Source organism: Parasphingorhabdus sp. NYA22, from assembly GCF_976973735.1.
The window spans coordinates 3,508,697-3,526,183 of record NZ_OZ333477.1 but is presented as its reverse complement, the minus strand read 5'-3'; the positions used below and the strand labels follow the sequence as shown (position 1 = coordinate 3,526,183).

Here is a 17,487-nt window from a genome sequence, read left to right as displayed (position 1 = left end):
TCATATCAGCCAGACTTAAGACCAGCGAGGGCAAACATCAATGGCGATGTTGGATTCCGGTCGAATTTCGCGCCGGACTCGCCGCTGTTGGAAATGGCCGAAAATGTCAAATTCCAACAGGATGCGGCGAAATTATGCTGCGTTATCAATGCCCAAATCAGCCAGCTTGCGATAGAGAGTCGAGCGGCCGATGCCCAGACGCCGCGCGACTTCGGTCATCCTGCCGCGATAATGGCCGATGGCGAGGCGGATTACATCGGCCTCGATTTCTTCCAGCGGCCGCAAATTGCCGTCTTCGCAATAGAGTGTGATGCCAATGCCTTCCGGACTGTTCATCAGATGCGGTTCGGCATCGCCGGATTCGGCGACAAACGAGGCGATCTGCGGAAATTCCTCGCAGCTCAGCGCATTATGGTCGCACATGACTGCGGCGCGAAAGAGTACGCTCTGCAGCTGGCGAACGTTGCCGGGCCAGCGATAGCTGCGCAGCAGATTGAGCGCTTCGTCGGTAATGCCAAGGCTGCGCAGGCCGGGCTGGAGCGCGAGGCGGGCCAGGAAATGCCGCGCCAGTGCAGGAATATCGCCGGTCCGGTCGCGGAGCGGCGGAATGGTCAACTGGACGACGTTCATCTGATAATAGAGATCTTCGCGGAAATTGTCTTTTTCTACTTCCCGTTCCAGTTTGCGATTGGTCGCGGCGATAACCCTGACGTCGAGCTGGAAACTGTTCGGGCTGCCGAGCGGCTGGATATCCGAATGTTTCAGGAAGCGGAGCAGGCGGACCTGCGTTTCCGGCGGAATACGGTCGACTTCATCGAGGAAGATCGTGCCGCCTTCGGCCTGCTGGAGCAGACCGATCTTGCGGTCAAAAGCACCGGTAAAAGCGCCCTTTTCATGACCAAAAAGGATCGAATCGAGCAGATTTCCGGTGATTGCGCCGCAATTCAGCTTCAACATCGGCAATTTTGAACGCGGACTGGCGGCGTGAATGGCATCGGCAATGACTTCCTTGCCAACCCCGCCTTCGCCTTCGATCAGCACCGGCACCCGGGCGCGGGCGGCCTTGGCGGCAATCGCCAGCGCGGCGCGGAAGGCAGGGGCCGCCCCGACAATTTCTTCAAACTCGAGCGGCACCGAGATTTTCTCGGTGAGCGGGCGCAATTCACCGGCACCCTTGGATGATTCGACCGCAGCATCGAGCGCCTGCAGCATCAGTTCGGGGGCAACCGGCTTGATCAGATAATCGGTGGCACCAGCGCGCACGGCGTCGACGGCTTCCGCAATCGACCCGACGGCGGTCAGCATCAGGATTGGCAGGGCAGGGCGGCGGGCTTTCAGTTCGATAATCAGTTCCGTGGCTTCGGAACCGGGTACCCAATGGTCGAGGATGATAGCGTCCAGCATCATCCCGTCCTGCGTGCCGAGCGTGGCAATCGCCGTTTCCGCGTCGCGCGCATAGATCGTGCGAAATCCAGCCCGCGAGGCCAATGCCGAAATCAACCGGCATTGCGCCGGCTCATCGTCGATAAGCAGCAGTAACTTTGTGCCGTTTTGTGCCATTTTTTTCCCGATTGTCCCACAATGAAGCATTTTCATAGCGGCAACCGGTAAAGAGCCGATTAAAGGATGGATAAATATTCTATCCAAAATGACGGTGGGTAGGACTTGAGCCCTTGCCCATATAGGGTTACACCTCGCGCCAGTTTGGAACGAAAATATTGGGGAAATCATGACATCGAATAATAATCTGGGCGCAGCCGAACAAACATATAGCGGCTTTTTGTCACTGCTGAAGATCGGAACGATCGCTTCCATCGTGGTGGTCACTCTGGTCGTTGTACTTATATCCTAACTGATTGGAATCTTCTGTGAAAATCGCGGTTTTAAAGGAACTCGCCGATGGCGAGAAGCGCGTTAGCGCGTCGCCAGAAACGGTCAAAAAGTTTATCGCTCTCGGCGCTTCCCTAACCGTCGAAAAGGGAGCGGGCGTGTCTGCGTCAGTTTCCGATCAGGATTATAAGGATATGGGGGCGACGATCGGAACGCGCGCCGCCGTGCTGAAAGATGCCGACATTGTTTTGGCAGTGCAGGGGCCAGCCCCTGAAAGCCTGAAGGGTATCAAGAAGGGCGCGTGGCTGGTTGCCAGCCTCAATCCTTTTGGCGAGCGCGAGCGGGTTGATGCTTATGCGAAGCTGGGCATTGATGCGCTGGCGATGGAATTCATGCCGCGGATCACCCGTGCACAATCGATGGATATCCTGTCGTCGCAATCGAACCTGTCCGGATATAAGTCCGTGCTGCTGGCCGCGAACGAATATGGCCGCGTCTTCCCGATGATGATGACCGCAGCTGGCACGGTTTCCGCCGCGCGCTGTTTTGTCATGGGCGTCGGCGTTGCCGGATTGCAGGCAATTGCCACCGCCCGGCGTCTCGGCGCGCAGGTCAGCGCAACCGACGTGCGCAGCGCCACCAAGGAGCAGATCCAGTCGCTCGGCGCGAAGCCGATTTTTGTCGAATCCGTCGAAGGCATCGAGGGCGAAGGCTCGGGCGGCTATGCCACCGAAATGAGCGAGGAATATCAGAAGGCCCAGGCCGAACTGGTGTCTTCCCATATTGCCAAGCAGGATATCGTCATCACCACCGCGCTGATTCCCGGTCGCGCCGCGCCGCGCCTGATTTCGGACGCGCAGATTGCGACGATGCGGACCGGTAGCGTGATTGTCGATCTTGCCGCCGAGCAAGGCGGCAATGTCGAAGGCGCTGTCGCTGGCAAAGTTGTCGAGAAACATGGCGTCAAGATTATCGGCGCAAGCAATATTCCGGCGATGATGGCGGCCGACAGCTCGGCGCTCTTCTCGCGCAATCTTTATAATTTCCTCAGCGCTTATTGGGACGAAGAGGCCAAGCGGCCGGTGCTGCCCGATGACGACGAGGTAACAATTGGCATACGGCTTACCAAAGATGGCAAGGTTGTGAACGAGCGCCTTCTGGCGAACTAGGGGGTTAGCAATGGATTTTATTTCAATTCTTTCAATTTTCGTGATGGCCTGTTTTGTCGGCTATTATGTCGTCTGGTCGGTGACACCGGCCTTGCACACGCCGCTGATGGCGGTAACCAACGCGATCTCCTCGGTGATCATTGTCGGGGCGCTGATTGCGGCGGCGGCAGGATCGCAGGCGGATGGCGGCCAGACTGCCAAATGGCTGGGTCTGGTCGGCGTGGTGCTGGCGAGCGTGAATATTTTTGGCGGCTTTGCCGTGACCGAGCGCATGCTCGCGATGTACAAGAAAAAGGAGCGCAAATAATGCGATACGCATTGATTGGCGCCTCCGCGCTTCTCTTCTCGACCCCGGCGCTGGCCTCTTCCGGTGAACCGGTAAACCCTTGGGTTGCAGCCGCTTACCTGATTGCCGGTGTGCTTTTCATTCTCGCTCTGCGTGGCCTGTCGTCGCCCGAATCGAGCCGTACGGGCAACCGTTTCGGCATGGCCGGGATGCTGATTGCCGTGGTCACGACCTTGTGGACACACAGCATTGCCAGCCTGCCGGAAATCGCCGGTGCCATCGCCATTGGTGGCGCGATCGGTTTCTTTACCGCGCGCCGTATCGCCATGACCGATATGCCGCAGCTGGTTGCCGCTTTCCACAGCCTCGTCGGTCTGGCCGCCGTGCTTGTGGGTATCGCCGCCTATCTCAATCCCGGTGCCTTTGGCATATTGGATGCGACGGGTGAAATATTGACGGTCAGCCGCGTCGAGCTGGGCCTTGGCGTTGCCATTGGTGCGATCACCTTCTCCGGTTCGGTTATCGCTTTCCTGAAACTCAACGGCAATATGTCGGGCGCGCCGATCATGCTGCCGCTGCGTCATGTCATCAATCTCGGCGTATTGGGCGCGATCATCGGACTGACCGCCTATTTCGCGATTGCGCCGACCGTTGGCACGGGCGCGATATTCTGGACCATCGTGGGCTTGAGCTTCCTGATCGGCTTCCTGCTGATCATTCCGATCGGCGGCGCGGATATGCCGGTCGTCGTGTCGATGCTGAACAGCTATTCCGGCTGGGCGGCAGCGGCGATGGGCTTTACCCTCGGCAACACCGCGATGATCATTACCGGCGCGCTGGTCGGTTCGTCCGGTGCGATCCTGTCCTACATCATGTGCAAGGCGATGAACCGCAGCTTCATCAGCGTGATTGCCGGCGGCTTTGGCGCAGAGGCCGTGAGCAGCGACGGCGCAGCGAAAATCGACCGCCCGTGGAAACGCGGTTCGGCCGAGGATGCCGCCTATATGATGAAACAGGCCGAGAGCGTGATCATCATTCCAGGGTACGGCATGGCCGTGGCGCAGGCCCAGCACGCCTTGCGTGAAATGGGCGATATGCTGAAAGAACAGGGCGTCAGCGTCAAATATGCGATCCACCCCGTTGCGGGCCGTATGCCCGGCCATATGAACGTGTTGCTGGCTGAAGCCAACGTGCCTTATGACGAGGTATTCGAGCTGGAAGATATCAACAGCGAATTTGCCCAGGCCGATGTGGCCTTCATTATCGGCGCGAATGACGTGGTCAATCCGGCGGCGAAAACCGACAAGGGATCGCCGATTTACGGCATGCCGGTGTTCGATGTCGAGAAAGCCAAGACGATATTCTTCGTCAAACGTTCGATGGGCGGTGTCGGCTATGCCGGGGTCGATAACGAGGTCTTTTATATGGACCAGACCATGATGTTACTTTCCGATGCGAAGAAAATGTGCGAAGAAATTGTAAAGGCGCTCTAGACGCCGACTTCGGATTTTTCAGGGAATGTAATTTCAATGCGTAAAATTGGCCTGATTGGCGGGATGAGCTGGGTATCAACCGCCAGCTACTACACGCGGATCAACAGGATCGTGCAAAAGCGGCTGGGCGGCTTTGCCAGCCCGCATATGCTGATCGAGAGCGTCAATTTCAGCGACTATGCCCGGCTGCAGTCGGACGATGACTGGGAAGCTGCGGCGGGTCTGATGACCCGGTCGGCCAAGCGGCTGGAAAATGCCGGGGCGACCGCGATATTGATCTGTTCCAACGCGATGCACAAAATCTATGATCAGGTGCAACCGGAAGTCGGTGTGCCGATCATTCACATTGCCGATTGCGTGGGCGACAAGATGGTTGCCGATGGCATAAAGATGGCGACTTTGATCGGTTCGCGCAATGTGATGACCGAGGGCTTTTATCGCAAACGTCTGGTTGGCAAGGGGATAGTCCTGTCCCCGCCGGACGAAGAACGGGTCGAGGAGATCGACCGGATCATCTACGAAGAACTGATGTTCAATGAGGCCAAGCGCGAGTCCGAGCGGACGATGAAAACCTATATCACCAATATCGCCAAGGGCGATGTCGAGGCGGTGGTGCTGGGCTCTACGGAACTGGACCTGATCATCGATACCAAGGCCAATATCCTGCCGATTTACGACAGCACCGAAATTCATGCCGACGCGGCGATCGAATGGATTCTCGCCGAGGGCTAGGCCCTGCCACTAGTCCGGCTTTCCCAATTTAACTGACATTCATGTCAATGCTCTTGGCATCGACCGGATTTTGCGGCATCATGTCTCGTTCTTGGAGGAGAGAGATATGATACGCAGTCTAATGGTTGCCACCGCGCTTTGCCTGAGCGCCCCGACACTCGCGAAAAACGTCACCGTCGAGCCCGGCGCAGATGCCCAGGAACGGCTTCAGGAAGCCCTGATCCTCGCCGAACCGGGCGATGTAGTCGAACTGGGCGCAGGCCGCTTTGATCTGGTCGACGGCCTGTCGCTCGATGTCGACAATGTCACCATCCGTGGCGCCGGCATGGACCAGAGCGTGCTCAACTTTGCCGGACAGCTCGGCGCGGGCGAAGGCCTGCTGGTGACATCCGACCATGTGGTGCTGCGCGATTTCGCGATCGAGGACAGCAAGGGCGACGGGATCAAGTCGAAGGGCGCGGACAATATTGTCTATTATAAAGTCCGGGTGGAATGGACCCGCGGGCCGCATAAGGAAAACGGTGCCTATGCGATCTATCCGGTCGAGAGCAGCAATGTGCTGGTCGACAGCGTGGTCACGATCGGCTCTTCCGATGCCGGGATTTACGTCGGCCAGTCGGAGAATATCATCGTCCGCAACAGCGTGGCGAAGTTCAACGTCGCCGGCATCGAGATCGAAAACAGCGTCGGCGCGGATGTTTATAACAACGTCGCGGTCAACAATACCGGCGGCATCCTGGTCTTCGATCTGCCCAATATTCCCAAGCAGGGTGGCCGGAATGTCCGGGTGTTCGACAATATCGTGGTCGATAATAACACACCGAATTTCGCGCCCGAAGGCAATATTGTCGCCGAGGTTCCCGCCGGCATGGGGGTCATGGTGATGTCGCACTATGAGGTGGAGGTGTTCGAAAACCGCTTCGCCGAGAACGGCACCGGCAATATCCTGATCGTTTCCTACAGCAAGGAGCAGAAGGACCCCAATTATAACCCCAAGCCGATCGGCGTGCGGGTGTTTGAGAATGATCATGGTCGCGCCGGCTACAATCCGGTCTTCACTGGCGGCGCGCAGTTGAAGGCCGCCTTTGGCGGCGCTATTCCGCCGATTATCGTGGATGGCACGGGGGAGAATATCCTGATCGGCGATGATGTCGCGGTCCTGACGCTGGGCCTGACCACGCCCGGCCAGTCGCTCGCCGAAGCCAAGCCTGCTCTCGTCGCGGGAGCCAGCGAGCCCTTTGACGGCCGGCAACTGAAGCCGATCACCTTGCCGCAGGCGATGGAAGACGCGATCAAATAATGCGTTTGCTGGCTTCTGCGTGCGCGATCGTGGCGCTGACATTCTCGGTAGGGGCCCGTGAACCTGCGGGAGTCGCGGACGGGGTGATCCTGTCCGACGGCTTGCCGCGGGTGCTATCGGACTATCGGTTTTTCAAGGATGCAGCCGGCTGGCAGCCCAATGACCGGGTGACGCCTTATACGCTCAACACGCCGCTGTTCACCGACTATGCGGAAAAATACCGGTTCATCTATGTGCCGGAGGGACAGCAGGCGAAGGCGGAGGGCGACGGGTTGCTCGACTTTCCGGTGGGATCGGCATTGATCAAGAGCTTCGGCTACGAGATTGATGGCGAGCACCGGCTGCTCGAGACGAGGGTGCTGCTGCACCGCGCCGACGGCTGGCTGGCGCTGTCTTATGTCTGGAATGAAGAGCAGACCGAGGCGAAGCTGAAAGTCGCGGGCGCGCGCATTCCCGTCACGTTCACCGATCCGTCGGGCCGGGAGCGTTCAACCAGCTATGCCGTTCCCAACAAGAACCAGTGCAAGGAATGTCACGCCTTGTCGGAAGCGGTTACACCGATCGGCCCCAAGGCGCGTAATTTGACCCATGACGGACAGCTGTCGGACTTCGTCAGGCTCGGCCTGATCGACCGGACGCCCAAGGTCGAATATCGCGTGCCGGTCTGGGGCGAGACCAGCGCGCCTCTGAACGACCGCGCGCGCGGCTATCTCGACGTCAATTGCGCCCATTGTCACAATATCAATGGCTCGGCGAGCAACTCCGGACTGTTCCTGACCTATGAAGAAGACATGCCGGTTCGCATCGGGATACTGAAACGGCCGGTTGCGGCGGGGCGGGGCAGCGGCACCCATGATTTTGACATCGCGCCCGGCGACCCGGACGGCAGCATCATGATCTACCGCCTGAACAGTCTGGAAGCGGGAATCTCGATGCCGGAAGTGGGCCGCTCGATCGTCCATGACGAGGGCGTGGCGCTGCTGAGCCAGTGGATCGCGGAGATGGAATAGGGACTAATAATGACCAGCAGGATCGCTGGTTGGAAGGGCGCGGTGGCGCAAAGCCGGCGAGTGATCGGGAGCCGGTAGTTCCCCGGCGAAGGCCGGGGTCCATCTCCGAATATTTCCGAATTAATCAAGAGAACTGATGATCGCTGACCGCGCCGATTGCGCGTTCTACAGCATTGCCTGTAAGCCGAAAGGGCACGAGATGGGCCCCGGCCTTCGCCGGGGAACAGGATATTGCGTCACGCACTCTTACTTCGCCCGGGTCCAGTTCTGGCCCTGACAGAAAAATGCGACACAGCCCTTCATCTTGAGACTGTTGGCCGAATTCAGGCTGACTTCCGAACGATAGGTTTTTCCCGACTTCGGATCATAGACCTTGCCCCGCCAGATATCGCCATCGGGCTTGAATCCCGTCAGTATCGCCATACCCAGCAAAGTGCGATTGCGCAGTTTCTTGTCGGGATTGTTGATGTCCTTCTGGCCGACGCCATTGGGCGGGGTGACCAGATATTTATAGATGCGGCCACAGACGCTCGTCCCGCATTTGGAGATTTTGACGATGGCATCGCGGTCCTGGGTGATCCAGTCGCCGTTGATTGAATCCGCTGCCAGCGCCGGGCTGGCAAAGGCCATGGCGGCGGGGATCAGGCTAGCCGTTAATTTTCCAGGGGTAAAAATGGACATTGTCTTATTCCCTCTGCCGATGATGGGTAGGTCAGGACCGAGGCAATAGATCCTTGGCGGTTACGCCAGTCTGAACACGCCGGAACAATTTGCCCTTTTCGGCCCAGAAGATAAACGCCAGGGATGCCACGCCGCAGACCAGAAAGCCGGTGGCGAGCGGCAATATCGTGCCGTCAAATTGCAGTCCGATCGCTGCGCCGATCATTGCCGACAGACCGGAGCGGGTAAAATTCTGGAAGGAGGAGGCAACGCCGGCGGTCTTGCCAAACGGCTGCATCGCTATGGAACTGAAATTGGCTCCGGTGAACCCGACCATTCCCATCGAGGGGACGAGCAACGCCATGAAGACCCAGAGATTGACCACACCGGCCTCGGCGAGGGCAAAATGGACGATCGATACCAGGATGAAAAAGATCAGTGCGGATTGGGAAACCCGGCGCGCGCCGAAGCGCATGACGATCCGCGAATTGGTGAAACTGGCGACAGACATTGCCCCTGCATTCAATGCAAAAATATAGACAAAAATGTCACCAGCATCGAATATATCGAAGAATATCTGCTGGGCCGATGCGATATAAGCGAAGAGAGGAGCCATCATCAGGCCGCTGGCGATGACATGGCCAAAGCTGTTGCGATTGAAGATAACGCCATACCATGCCGCGCCGATTGATCTGGCCTTGATCGGGGTCTTGTGGTCAGGATGCAGAGTCTCTGGCAGTCGGGTGCTTACCCAAAGAAATGTCCCTAGCCCGGCGGTGGACAATACCAGAAATATTGCCTTCCACGGCGCGACATGGAGAACCATCTGGCCGAGCAGGGGGGCTGTAATGGGAACAATCATGAACACCATCATGATGGTCGACATCGAGCGGGCCATTGCATCGCCTTCGTAGCGATCCCGGATGATGCTGTTCGCCAACACGCCCATGGCCGAGGCGGCGAGCCCCTGGATGAAGCGACCAATCAGAAGCAATTGGTAATCCCATGCGAGAGCGCATAAAATGCCGAAGACCGTATATATGCCAATGGTCACCAGCAGGACCGGCTTGCGGCCATAACGATCCGCGAGCGAACCGTATAAAATCGAGCCTATCGCCATGCCGTAAATATAGGAGGTGATGGTCCATTGCCGGTCATTGACATTGGGCAAGGCAAAATCGTCGGAGATCAGGCCGAGCGCAGGCAACATGATGTCGATCGCCAGAGCGTTCAGCGACATCAGGCTCGCCATCATGATGATGAGTTCTTTACGGCCTATGGGAAATGGGAGAGCTTTGCGTTGCACCGGTGGCCTATGGCAAGATCGCGTGGATGTGGCTATAGCAGAAATGATAATCCGGATGCAATTACGGGCCGGAAAGCGGAGAAAATTGCATGAAGAGCGGAACGTTCCTGCGACTGGTATTGATGGGGGTAGCGCTGGGGGGCGCGAGCGCAGCCAGCGCTGAAGCGGCAGAGCCGCGAGCAGAATCTGGTTGCCGGTCCGCCTTTGGCGATATCTGGGCCGAGGACTTTACCGATGTGCCTCACCGCGAGATCGATGGTGCGTCGATAAAGACCGTCTCGGATTTCATGCGGATGACCGGCACGCGGGAAGCGGGTCTGAGAATCATCAGCGGCGGCGATTTTTCGAGCTGGGATTTTTCTGAAATCCCGCTTGCCAATATCTGCTTTGACAGTAGCAAACTGACCAATGCGAATTTTTCCAATACGCAAGCAGGAGGCATAGGCTTCATCAAATCGGATCTGACTGGGTCGAATTTGCGCGGTGCCCAAATGCCCGGAATAATGTTTCGCAATGCAAATCTTGCCGAGGTCTCTGCGCAAGATGCGGATTTCAGCGGCGGCCATTTTGATGGCGGCTGGTTCGAGGGCAGTGTCGAGGGCTGGAATATCGACGGTGCGAATATGAGCGGTTTCGTCTTTGAATGCGGGATCACAGTGCCCGATGGCTGTCCGGTTTATCAGGGCGGGGTCAAGATGAGCGCGCAGGGAACGGATTTCTCCGGAGCCACGCTGCACAGTTTTGGTCTGTATGACGTCGACCTGACCGGTGCGGTTCTCGATCAGACGATCATCGCGCCAAGGCAATTGTCCTATTTGGCGGAGGCCGAATTCCGCGGTGCTGTTATCCTGCGCGGCGGTGGCAGCGATGTGCAGGTTGCCGCTGACGAGGCGCGGTCTCTGTTGGCTGAGACCGCCAGGCAGAAAGCTGTGGAAGGGCGGCCGTCTTTTGATTGTGCCAAGGGAAGCACCAAGGTCGAACGGGAAATTTGCGGCGAATATGCCAGTGATTTGCGCGCGGCGGACCGCGAAATCGCTAGTTTATACCGGCTAGCGAAAGAGAAAGATGGCGGCGTGAGGGCAAGCCAGCGAACATGGTTGAAACAGCGCAACCTGTGTGGCGTCGCGGAATATCCCGCGGATTGCATCCGTGAAAGCTATAGCGCGCGCAAGGGGCAGTTGCTTGCCCTATTGGGCGAGAGCCAATGGCTGGCCCGCGGTGAGGCTGCGTTGTTCATCGATGATCTGTTGCCGCTTCCTGTCGCGGTTGTCGGGTCCGAACTTTTCGCCCGAATCGCGCCCGTGTTGGTCGGTGCTTCGATGAGCGAGATCCTGGTCGAACGCGGGGATGACGGGCTTTACACGATCAGGGGCAGCGCGGTCGGGGCAAACGCCCATTTGTGCAGCATCTACGCCTCGCATCTCTATTTCGACAATGCCTCCGGCTGGTATATCCCGGTATCCGAAGGAGCGGCTATCCCGATCTTCCGGATATGGGACGGCCGGCTGGAGATATTTGCCGATGGTCGCCCGGATTATAAATTATATCCCGAGGCGGGCGATTTCATGAGCTGTGGCATGCGTGCGAGCCTGAGCGAGACGATCCGTGTCGATGTTAGCGATGAGATAATTGACGCCTATCGAAAATCGCTGAGCGAAGAAATGTAGTTGCTCCCCAAGCGGGGCAACAGGCGCTAGACTGACGCGATGTCCGACTCCGCTCCCGATCTGCTCCAGCGCAAGATCATCCATATCGATATGGATGCTTTTTTTGCGAGCGTCGAGCAGCGGGACTTTCCTGAATTGCGTGGCAAGCCGGTGGCGGTGGGCGGCTCGTCCAAGCGCGGCGTTGTCGCGGCGGCTTCTTATGAAGCGCGCGTGTTCGGCGTGCGTTCGGCTATGGCTTCGGTGACTGCCAAGCGCCGCTGTCCCGACCTGATTTTCGTCAAGCACCGGTTCGAGGTCTATCGCGAAGTGTCGCAGCAGATCCGGGCGATATTCCGCATGCACAGCGATCTCGTCGAACCGCTGTCGCTGGATGAAGCCTATATCGATGTTACCGAGGACAAGATGGGAATTGGCAATGCGACAAGGATTGCCGAGATGATCCGCGCCGAGATCAGGAAGCAGACCGGTCTCACCGCCAGCGCCGGGGTCAGCTATAATAAATTCATCGCCAAGATTGCCTCGGACCAGAACAAGCCGGATGGCATCTGCGTGATCAAGCCGCATCAGGGGGCGGATTTTGTCGCCGGGCTGCCGGTGCGGCGTTTCTATGGCGTCGGCCCGAAGACGGCGGAGCGGATGGCGAAACTGGATATCCACACCGGCGCCGATCTGCGCGCACAATCGCAGGCTTTCCTGAGCCAGCATTTCGGCAAGTCGGCGGGCTATCTGTTCCGGGCCTCGCGCGGCGTCGACCATCGCGAAGTACGGTCCAACCGGATTCGCAAATCGGTCGGCGGCGAGCGGACCTATGGCGACGATCTGGTCAGCGACAGCGATATGCACGACGCGTTCGAGCATATTATCGATATCGTCTGGAACAGTATCGAGAAATGCGAAGCACGCGGGCGGACGGTGACGCTGAAGGCGAAATATGCGGACTTCCGGCAAGTGACGCGGTCCCATTCGGTGGATCATTATGTCGCGGACAAGAATGAATTTGCGGCGATCGGCCGGGACTTGCTGGCGAGTATAATGCCGGTGGAAAATGGTGTGCGCTTGTTGGGGTTGACGCTTGCCAATCTGGAAGGAGCGGAAGCAGCGGCTGTGCCGGATGAAAGCGACGATCAGCCTGCGTTCGAATTTTAGCGGAGCGGCAACGTACCAATTTTAGCCTTGCTATAGACTATACCTTGCAATACATAGTAACAATGTTAAGCAAGGCACCATGATGGAATCGCAAAAGAATATTGAGTCCAAATGGGACGCCCAGCTGCGCAAGGGAACGCTGGAACTGGTCATATTGGCGGTATTGAAAGAGCGGCGGCTATATGGCCTTGAGCTGCTCGGCCAGCTGCAATCCCTCGAGACGACGGCGATAACAGAGGGGACTTTATATCCCCTGCTGGACCGGCTGAAACGGGATGGCCTAGTTGACGCCCATTGGCAGCAAGAGGGCGAAACAAGGCCTCGCAAATATTACCGGCTCACCATGAAGGGTGAGGAGAAGCTGGCCGATCTGACGGTCCGCTGGCGCAAATCCATCGAGGATATTGAAACCTTATTGAACAATCCCGGGCCGGGACCGATCCGCCCGAAAGGAGACTGATATGTCAGATCGCGAGATGATCCATAATTACCTGCAATCGCTGATGCGGTTTTTGTCGCGCCTCGACCAGGAAGATGCCGATGACGTGCTGCGCGAGATCGAGAGCCACATCTATGATGTGATGGAAATGCGCGAAGGGACCGGTCAGATGATCGATGCTTCGGCTATCCTGGAAGGCTTCGGCCAGCCGCGCGATCTGGCCGGACAATATGTCGACCATATCCTGAAGGGTGCTCCGCCACCCAGAGGGTTCCGGGCTATTCAGAAAGTGAAAAGGGGTGCGACCACTGGGCTCCGTTGGGCCACAGGCCTAATGGGCTACAGCCTGTCCGCCACCTTGCTGGCGATCGGCATGTATAAACTGTTCGATCCGGATGCTGTCGGTTTCTGGGCCGATGAATCGGGGATGACGGTTGTGATTGGTGCGTTGTCGGAAGTTCCTGCAGGCACGCATGAACTCATGGGCTGGTGGATGACACCGGTCGCGATTGGATTGGGCATCGCTGCTGCCTATTTGGCGACCCGGCTGCTCAGGGTCCTAAAGCTGAAAAGCTAAACTCTGCTGGCAGCCAGTGATCAGAAACTCATTTCGTCATAGATCCGGCTGACATCGCCGTTCCATTCGCCGTGATAGCGTTCGAGCAGTTGCGCCGCCGGTGACTTACCCTTGGCGACCACTTCGCGGAGCGGGTCGAGAAAGCCGCTTTCATTGTCGCCGCTGGTGTTCAGGCGGTTGCGCGCGGTGAGGCCGGCGGACGATATGTCGAGAATTTCTACTGCGAGGTCTTTCAATGTCTGGCCATTGGGGATCGGTGTGTCGAGGCCCAGCTTTGGAACGCCGTTGCGCAGCGCTTCGCGTTCTTCCATGCTCCAGCCCTTGACCCGGTCCCATGCGGCATCGAGCGCGGTCTGGTCATAGAGCAGGCCGACCCAGAATGCGGGCAGGGCGCAGATGCGATTCCATGGACCGCCGTCGGCACCGCGCATCTCTAGGAAGCTTTTCAGGCGCACTTCGGGGAAGGCCGTCGAGAGATGGTCCGTCCAGTCCGACATGGTCGGCTTTTCGCCCGGCAGGACTGACAGATTGCCCTTGAGAAAATCGCGGAAGCTGAGGCCGGCTGCGTCGATATATTTGCCGTCGCGGAAGACGAAATACATCGGCACGTCGAGCATATATTCAGCATAGCGTTCGTAGCCGAAGCCTTCCTCGAACACGAACGGCAGCATGCCGGTGCGGTGCGGATCGGTATCGGACCAGATATGGCTGCGGAAGCTTTGATAGCCGTTGGGCTTGCCCTCGGTGAAGGGCGAATTGGCAAATAGGGCGGTCGCTAGCGGTTGCAGCGCCAGGCCGACGCGGAATTTCTGTGCCATATCGGCTTCGCTGGCATAGTCGAGATTGACCTGGATCGTGCAGGTGCGCAGCATCATGTCGAGGCCGAGATTACCGACGCGCGGCATATGGTCGAGCATGATCTGGTAGCGACCCTTGGGCATGATCGGCAATTCGGCGCGGGTCTTGTCCGGCCACATGCCCATGCCGAGGAAACCGGTGCCGGTTTTCTCGCCAATCGCCTTCACCTGTTGCAGGTGCCGGCCGGTTTCGTTGCAGGTCTCGTGCAGATTTTCCAGCGGCGCGCCGGAAAGTTCGAGCTGACCGGCGGGCTCGAGGCTGATCGCGCCATCACTGCCCGACATGGCAATCACCTTGTCGCCCTCTTCGACCGGCTTCCAGCCGAATTCCTGCATGGCGAGCAGCAGGTCTTTTATGCCGCCGGGCTCGTCATAGCTGGGGGCGTGATGGTCGGTGGTGGAATAGACGAATTTCTCGTGCTCGGTACCGATCCGCCAGCGGTCCTTGGGCTTTTCGCCCTGGGCCATGGGTTCGATCAACTGGTCGATATTCTCGATCACGGGATCGTCGCTGCTGGAAACCTGTCTTGTGCTCATCTTCCGGCTTTAGGAAATCATCGGTGGCTAGGCCACAGAAAAAAATACTGTTGCGCTAAAAGCTATTGTTGCTTGTCAGAGCAACCAGCTCACGGCTGCAAAGCCGCCGACGAAGAGAATGCCGACGGCGGTGGTGGCGAGGGCAAAGTTCCTGTCGATCCAATCCTTCATCGGCGGGCCGAAATAGCGGAGCAGGGCGGCGACCAGAAAGAAGCGCGCGGAACGGGCGACAATGGCGGCACCGATGAGGATATGCAGTGGCATCGCGGTGCTGCCGGCGGCGATCGTGATCACCTTGAACGGCAGCGGGGTGAACCCGGCCAGCAGGACAACGACCCAGCCCTGTTCATTGAAATTCTGGGCAAAAACATCGAACTTTTCGAGGACGCCGTAGAATTCGAGGATTGGCATCCCGACGGTTTCAAAGACAAAATAGCCGATGGCATAGCCGAGCAGCGAGCCGAGCACGGAAGCGATGGTGCAGATCAGGGCGTACCAATAGGCACGTTTTGGTCTTGCCAGGCACATGGGTGCCAGCATGACGTCGGGCGGGATCGGAAAGAAGCTGGATTCGGCAAAGCTGATGCCCGCGAGCCATTTCGGGGCCTGTCGATGCGCGGCCTTGTCGAGCATCCATTCGTAGAGTTTTTTCAGCATTTTTTAAACCTCAAGCGCCGGGCGGGCGCATCCGCGCGCTTGGCTTTCCTCGCATAAGCTCGCGCGCGCGGTCGCGCTTGCCTCGCTTCGCGTCGGTTCGACTCTCTCACTCATGATTGGATTCTAACCGAGCGAAACGAGGCAAGGCCGCCACATAAAACGGATGGCGTCCGCCGCGCCTTATTGGCGCGATAGCCAAGGGCGCGGATGCGCCCGCCCGGCGCCTGATGTCCAAAGAAGATTCCATCTAGTGCCCCGGTGCGCCGGTAATCTCTTCCAGCAATTCCTTGGGCGTTTCGCGGCCATGGTCGGTGCCGGCGGCGCGATTGCCCTTGGCCAGAGCGAAGACGACACCGGAGAGCGCCAGCAGAGCTACGATATTGGGCAGGGTCATCACGGCATTGGAAATGTCGCCCATACGCCAGATCAGTTCCAGCGGTGCGAAAGAGCCGACGAAGATTACCAGGCACCATAAGATCCGCCATGTGAAGTGGAGCCGGTTTTCACCCTTCAGCGTCGATCCGGGGGTCAGGTCATAGAGATAGGTGATCGCTCGCTCGCCATAATAGCTCCAGGTCAGCAGAGTCGTGAAAACGAAGAGGATCAGCGCCACCGAGGCAACCAGTGTGCCGACCGGAATCCCGAAGATTGGGAAAGGGAAGGCCGCTGCATAGGCGCCGGAGGTCATGGCAAAGCCGTTCAGATCCGATTGCCAAGCGTGTTCGACCACCTGTTTGACACCATCGGCATCGGTAAAGGTGAAATTACCGGCAACCGTGAGCATCACCAATGCGGTCATCGTGCAGATCACGACGGTATCGATAAAGGTGCCCATCATCGCGAAGCGTCCCTGCGCCGCCGGGTCATTGGTTTGTGCCACAGCGTGAGCGATCGGGGTTGAACCCTGACCGGCTTCATTGGAGAACAGGCCGCGCGCGACACCGGCGCGAATGGCGATAATAATCGCTGCGCCGAGAAAACCGCCGCTCGCCGATTGCGCGTTGAAGGCGCCTCCGAAAATCCGTCCGAAGGTTTCCGGCAGGTCGGGCAGGTTGATGATGAGCGCGATCAAGGCCATCAGCAGATAGGCTCCCGCCATCCACGGAACGATGGTTTCGGCCACGCGGCCAATCGATTTGATCCCGCCGATGATGACGACAAAGACCGCAACCGCTGCGACCGCGCCGCCGACCCATTCTTCGACACCGAATAATTCATTGGCGCTGTCGCCGAGGCTGTTGGCCTGAATGCCGTTGCCCGTCACGAGGGCTGAAAAGAGCGTACCGAGGCAGAAGAGAATCGCCAGCCATGTCCATTTCGGGCCTAGGCCGATGGTGATATAAGTCATCGGTCCGCCGCGATAGGTGCCGTCTTCGGCTTGCGAGCGGAACCGCACCGCAAGCGAGCCTTCGGCAAAGGCGAGCGCCATGCCGAACAATGCGGTCACCCACATCCAGAAAATTGCGCCGGGCCCGCCAAGCGTAATCGCGGTGGCGACGCCGGCTAGATTGCCGGTACCAACCTGGCCGGACAAGGCTGTTGAAAGCGCTGCGAAAGGAGAAATCTCGCCTGCACCCTTGGTGGACGATTTTTTGAACAGTCCGGCGAGAGACGGAAACAGGCGGCGAAGCGGATAGCCGCGCAGGCCGACCATGAAATATATGCCCGCACCGAGCAGTATCACGACCATCGGCGGTATCGGGAGTATTTCTGCTCCTTCCCATGTACCAGCCCAGATAAAGTCCGAAACATTGGTTACGGGCACTATCGCCGCTTCAAATCCTGAAACCGGTGCTGCACTCACAAAAATTCTCCCCCATG

Annotated in this window: 17 protein-coding genes; 11 read left to right on the top strand and 6 right to left on the bottom strand. The window is 58.2% G+C overall.

From position 1 onward, the window contains the following. Positions 1–132: 132 nt before the first annotated feature. Positions 133–1,560, bottom strand: a complete 1,428-nt coding sequence (locus ACWFTY_RS16805) for a sigma-54-dependent transcriptional regulator (RefSeq protein WP_447525323.1) — start codon at positions 1,558–1,560, stop codon at positions 133–135. Between the two features lie 169 nt (positions 1,561–1,729). On the opposite strand from ACWFTY_RS16805, the gene ACWFTY_RS16800 reads away from it, so the two are divergent. The 7 genes from ACWFTY_RS16800 to ACWFTY_RS16770 all read left to right on the top strand — a co-directional run bounded on the left by ACWFTY_RS16800 (position 1,730) and on the right by ACWFTY_RS16770 (position 7,820). After that, positions 1,730–1,852 (top strand): aa3-type cytochrome c oxidase subunit IV, encoded by a 123-nt coding sequence (locus ACWFTY_RS16800; protein ID WP_447525322.1) that lies wholly within the window; start codon positions 1,730–1,732, stop codon positions 1,850–1,852. A 16-nt stretch (positions 1,853–1,868) separates the two neighbouring features. Further along, positions 1,869–2,999, top strand: coding sequence for a Re/Si-specific NAD(P)(+) transhydrogenase subunit alpha (locus ACWFTY_RS16795; protein ID WP_447525321.1), 1,131 nt, complete (start codon positions 1,869–1,871; stop codon positions 2,997–2,999). Positions 3,000–3,009: 10 nt separating this feature from the next. Then, positions 3,010–3,306 (top strand): NAD(P) transhydrogenase subunit alpha, encoded by a 297-nt coding sequence (locus tag ACWFTY_RS16790; RefSeq protein ID WP_066743604.1) that lies wholly within the window; start codon positions 3,010–3,012, stop codon positions 3,304–3,306. Continuing rightward, on the top strand, positions 3,306–4,778 hold the full coding sequence (locus ACWFTY_RS16785) for an NAD(P)(+) transhydrogenase (Re/Si-specific) subunit beta (RefSeq protein ID WP_447525320.1): 1,473 nt from the start codon (positions 3,306–3,308) through the stop codon (positions 4,776–4,778). Before ACWFTY_RS16790 ends, ACWFTY_RS16785 begins: the two co-directional genes overlap by 1 nt. A 36-nt stretch (positions 4,779–4,814) precedes the next feature. Then, the gene (locus tag ACWFTY_RS16780; RefSeq protein WP_447525319.1) at positions 4,815–5,510 is read left to right on the top strand and encodes an aspartate/glutamate racemase family protein; all 696 of its coding nucleotides are present in this window, start codon (positions 4,815–4,817) and stop codon (positions 5,508–5,510) included. A gap of 106 nt (positions 5,511–5,616) precedes the next feature. Next, a complete protein-coding gene (locus tag ACWFTY_RS16775; RefSeq protein WP_447525318.1) occupies positions 5,617–6,810 on the top strand; it encodes a parallel beta-helix domain-containing protein in 1,194 nt (397 codons plus the stop codon). Continuing rightward, positions 6,810–7,820, top strand: coding sequence for an SO2930 family diheme c-type cytochrome (locus tag ACWFTY_RS16770; RefSeq protein ID WP_447525317.1), 1,011 nt, complete (start codon positions 6,810–6,812; stop codon positions 7,818–7,820). Before ACWFTY_RS16775 ends, ACWFTY_RS16770 begins: the two co-directional genes overlap by 1 nt. Positions 7,821–8,066: 246 nt before the next feature. Here ACWFTY_RS16770 and ACWFTY_RS16765 read toward each other — a convergent pair whose 3' ends face one another. Beyond that, a complete protein-coding gene (locus ACWFTY_RS16765) occupies positions 8,067–8,501 on the bottom strand; it encodes a DUF2147 domain-containing protein (RefSeq protein ID WP_447525316.1) in 435 nt (144 codons plus the stop codon). A 31-nt stretch (positions 8,502–8,532) separates the two neighbouring features. Beyond that, positions 8,533–9,786, bottom strand: coding sequence for a multidrug effflux MFS transporter (locus ACWFTY_RS16760; RefSeq protein WP_447525315.1), 1,254 nt, complete (start codon positions 9,784–9,786; stop codon positions 8,533–8,535). Between the two features lie 89 nt (positions 9,787–9,875). Here ACWFTY_RS16760 and ACWFTY_RS16755 point away from each other — a divergent pair, with 89 nt between their 5' ends. From ACWFTY_RS16755 to ACWFTY_RS16740, 4 genes are all read left to right on the top strand, one after another. Beyond that, a complete protein-coding gene (locus tag ACWFTY_RS16755; RefSeq protein ID WP_447525314.1) occupies positions 9,876–11,453 on the top strand; it encodes a pentapeptide repeat-containing protein in 1,578 nt (525 codons plus the stop codon). Positions 11,454–11,492: 39 nt separating this feature from the next. Then, on the top strand, positions 11,493–12,599 hold the full coding sequence (gene dinB / locus ACWFTY_RS16750; RefSeq protein ID WP_447525313.1) for a DNA polymerase IV: 1,107 nt from the start codon (positions 11,493–11,495) through the stop codon (positions 12,597–12,599). A gap of 79 nt (positions 12,600–12,678) precedes the next feature. Next, a complete protein-coding gene (locus ACWFTY_RS16745; protein ID WP_447525312.1) occupies positions 12,679–13,059 on the top strand; it encodes a PadR family transcriptional regulator in 381 nt (126 codons plus the stop codon). A 1-nt stretch (position 13,060) separates the two neighbouring features. Continuing rightward, complete coding sequence (locus ACWFTY_RS16740) at positions 13,061–13,615, top strand: HAAS signaling domain-containing protein (protein ID WP_447525311.1); 555 nt, start codon at positions 13,061–13,063, stop codon at positions 13,613–13,615. A gap of 20 nt (positions 13,616–13,635) precedes the next feature. Here the strand turns inward: ACWFTY_RS16740 and ACWFTY_RS16735 are convergent, their stop codons facing one another. The 3 genes from ACWFTY_RS16735 to ACWFTY_RS16725 all read right to left on the bottom strand — a co-directional run bounded on the left by ACWFTY_RS16735 (position 13,636) and on the right by ACWFTY_RS16725 (position 17,470). Then, on the bottom strand, positions 13,636–15,009 hold the full coding sequence (locus ACWFTY_RS16735) for a glutamate--cysteine ligase (protein ID WP_447525310.1): 1,374 nt from the start codon (positions 15,007–15,009) through the stop codon (positions 13,636–13,638). Between the two features lie 75 nt (positions 15,010–15,084). Continuing rightward, positions 15,085–15,666, bottom strand: coding sequence for a YqaA family protein (locus tag ACWFTY_RS16730; protein ID WP_447525309.1), 582 nt, complete (start codon positions 15,664–15,666; stop codon positions 15,085–15,087). Between the two features lie 247 nt (positions 15,667–15,913). After that, the gene (locus ACWFTY_RS16725; protein WP_447525308.1) at positions 15,914–17,470 is read right to left on the bottom strand and encodes an alanine/glycine:cation symporter family protein; all 1,557 of its coding nucleotides are present in this window, start codon (positions 17,468–17,470) and stop codon (positions 15,914–15,916) included. Positions 17,471–17,487: the final 17 nt, after the last annotated feature.

Bases quoted from the DNA above. Each gene is read 5' to 3' on its own strand.
- ACWFTY_RS16800 (WP_447525322.1), top strand. From the start codon at position 1,730: ATGACATCGAATAATAATCTGGGCGCAGCCGAACAAACATATAGCGGC.
- ACWFTY_RS16775 (WP_447525318.1), top strand. From the start codon at position 5,617: ATGATACGCAGTCTAATGGTTGCCACCGCGCTTTGCCTGAGCGCCCCG.
- ACWFTY_RS16765 (WP_447525316.1), bottom strand. From the start codon at position 8,501: ATGTCCATTTTTACCCCTGGAAAATTAACGGCTAGCCTGATCCCCGCC.
- dinB (WP_447525313.1), top strand. From the start codon at position 11,493: ATGTCCGACTCCGCTCCCGATCTGCTCCAGCGCAAGATCATCCATATC.
- ACWFTY_RS16805 (WP_447525323.1), bottom strand. From the start codon at position 1,560: ATGGCACAAAACGGCACAAAGTTACTGCTGCTTATCGACGATGAGCCG.
- ACWFTY_RS16730 (WP_447525309.1), bottom strand. From the start codon at position 15,666: ATGCTGAAAAAACTCTACGAATGGATGCTCGACAAGGCCGCGCATCGA.
- ACWFTY_RS16785 (WP_447525320.1), top strand. From the start codon at position 3,306: ATGCGATACGCATTGATTGGCGCCTCCGCGCTTCTCTTCTCGACCCCG.
- ACWFTY_RS16745 (WP_447525312.1), top strand. From the start codon at position 12,679: ATGATGGAATCGCAAAAGAATATTGAGTCCAAATGGGACGCCCAGCTG.
- ACWFTY_RS16755 (WP_447525314.1), top strand. From the start codon at position 9,876: ATGAAGAGCGGAACGTTCCTGCGACTGGTATTGATGGGGGTAGCGCTG.
- ACWFTY_RS16770 (WP_447525317.1), top strand. From the start codon at position 6,810: ATGCGTTTGCTGGCTTCTGCGTGCGCGATCGTGGCGCTGACATTCTCG.
- ACWFTY_RS16735 (WP_447525310.1), bottom strand. From the start codon at position 15,009: ATGAGCACAAGACAGGTTTCCAGCAGCGACGATCCCGTGATCGAGAAT.
- ACWFTY_RS16780 (WP_447525319.1), top strand. From the start codon at position 4,815: ATGCGTAAAATTGGCCTGATTGGCGGGATGAGCTGGGTATCAACCGCC.
- ACWFTY_RS16740 (WP_447525311.1), top strand. From the start codon at position 13,061: ATGTCAGATCGCGAGATGATCCATAATTACCTGCAATCGCTGATGCGG.
- ACWFTY_RS16790 (WP_066743604.1), top strand. From the start codon at position 3,010: ATGGATTTTATTTCAATTCTTTCAATTTTCGTGATGGCCTGTTTTGTC.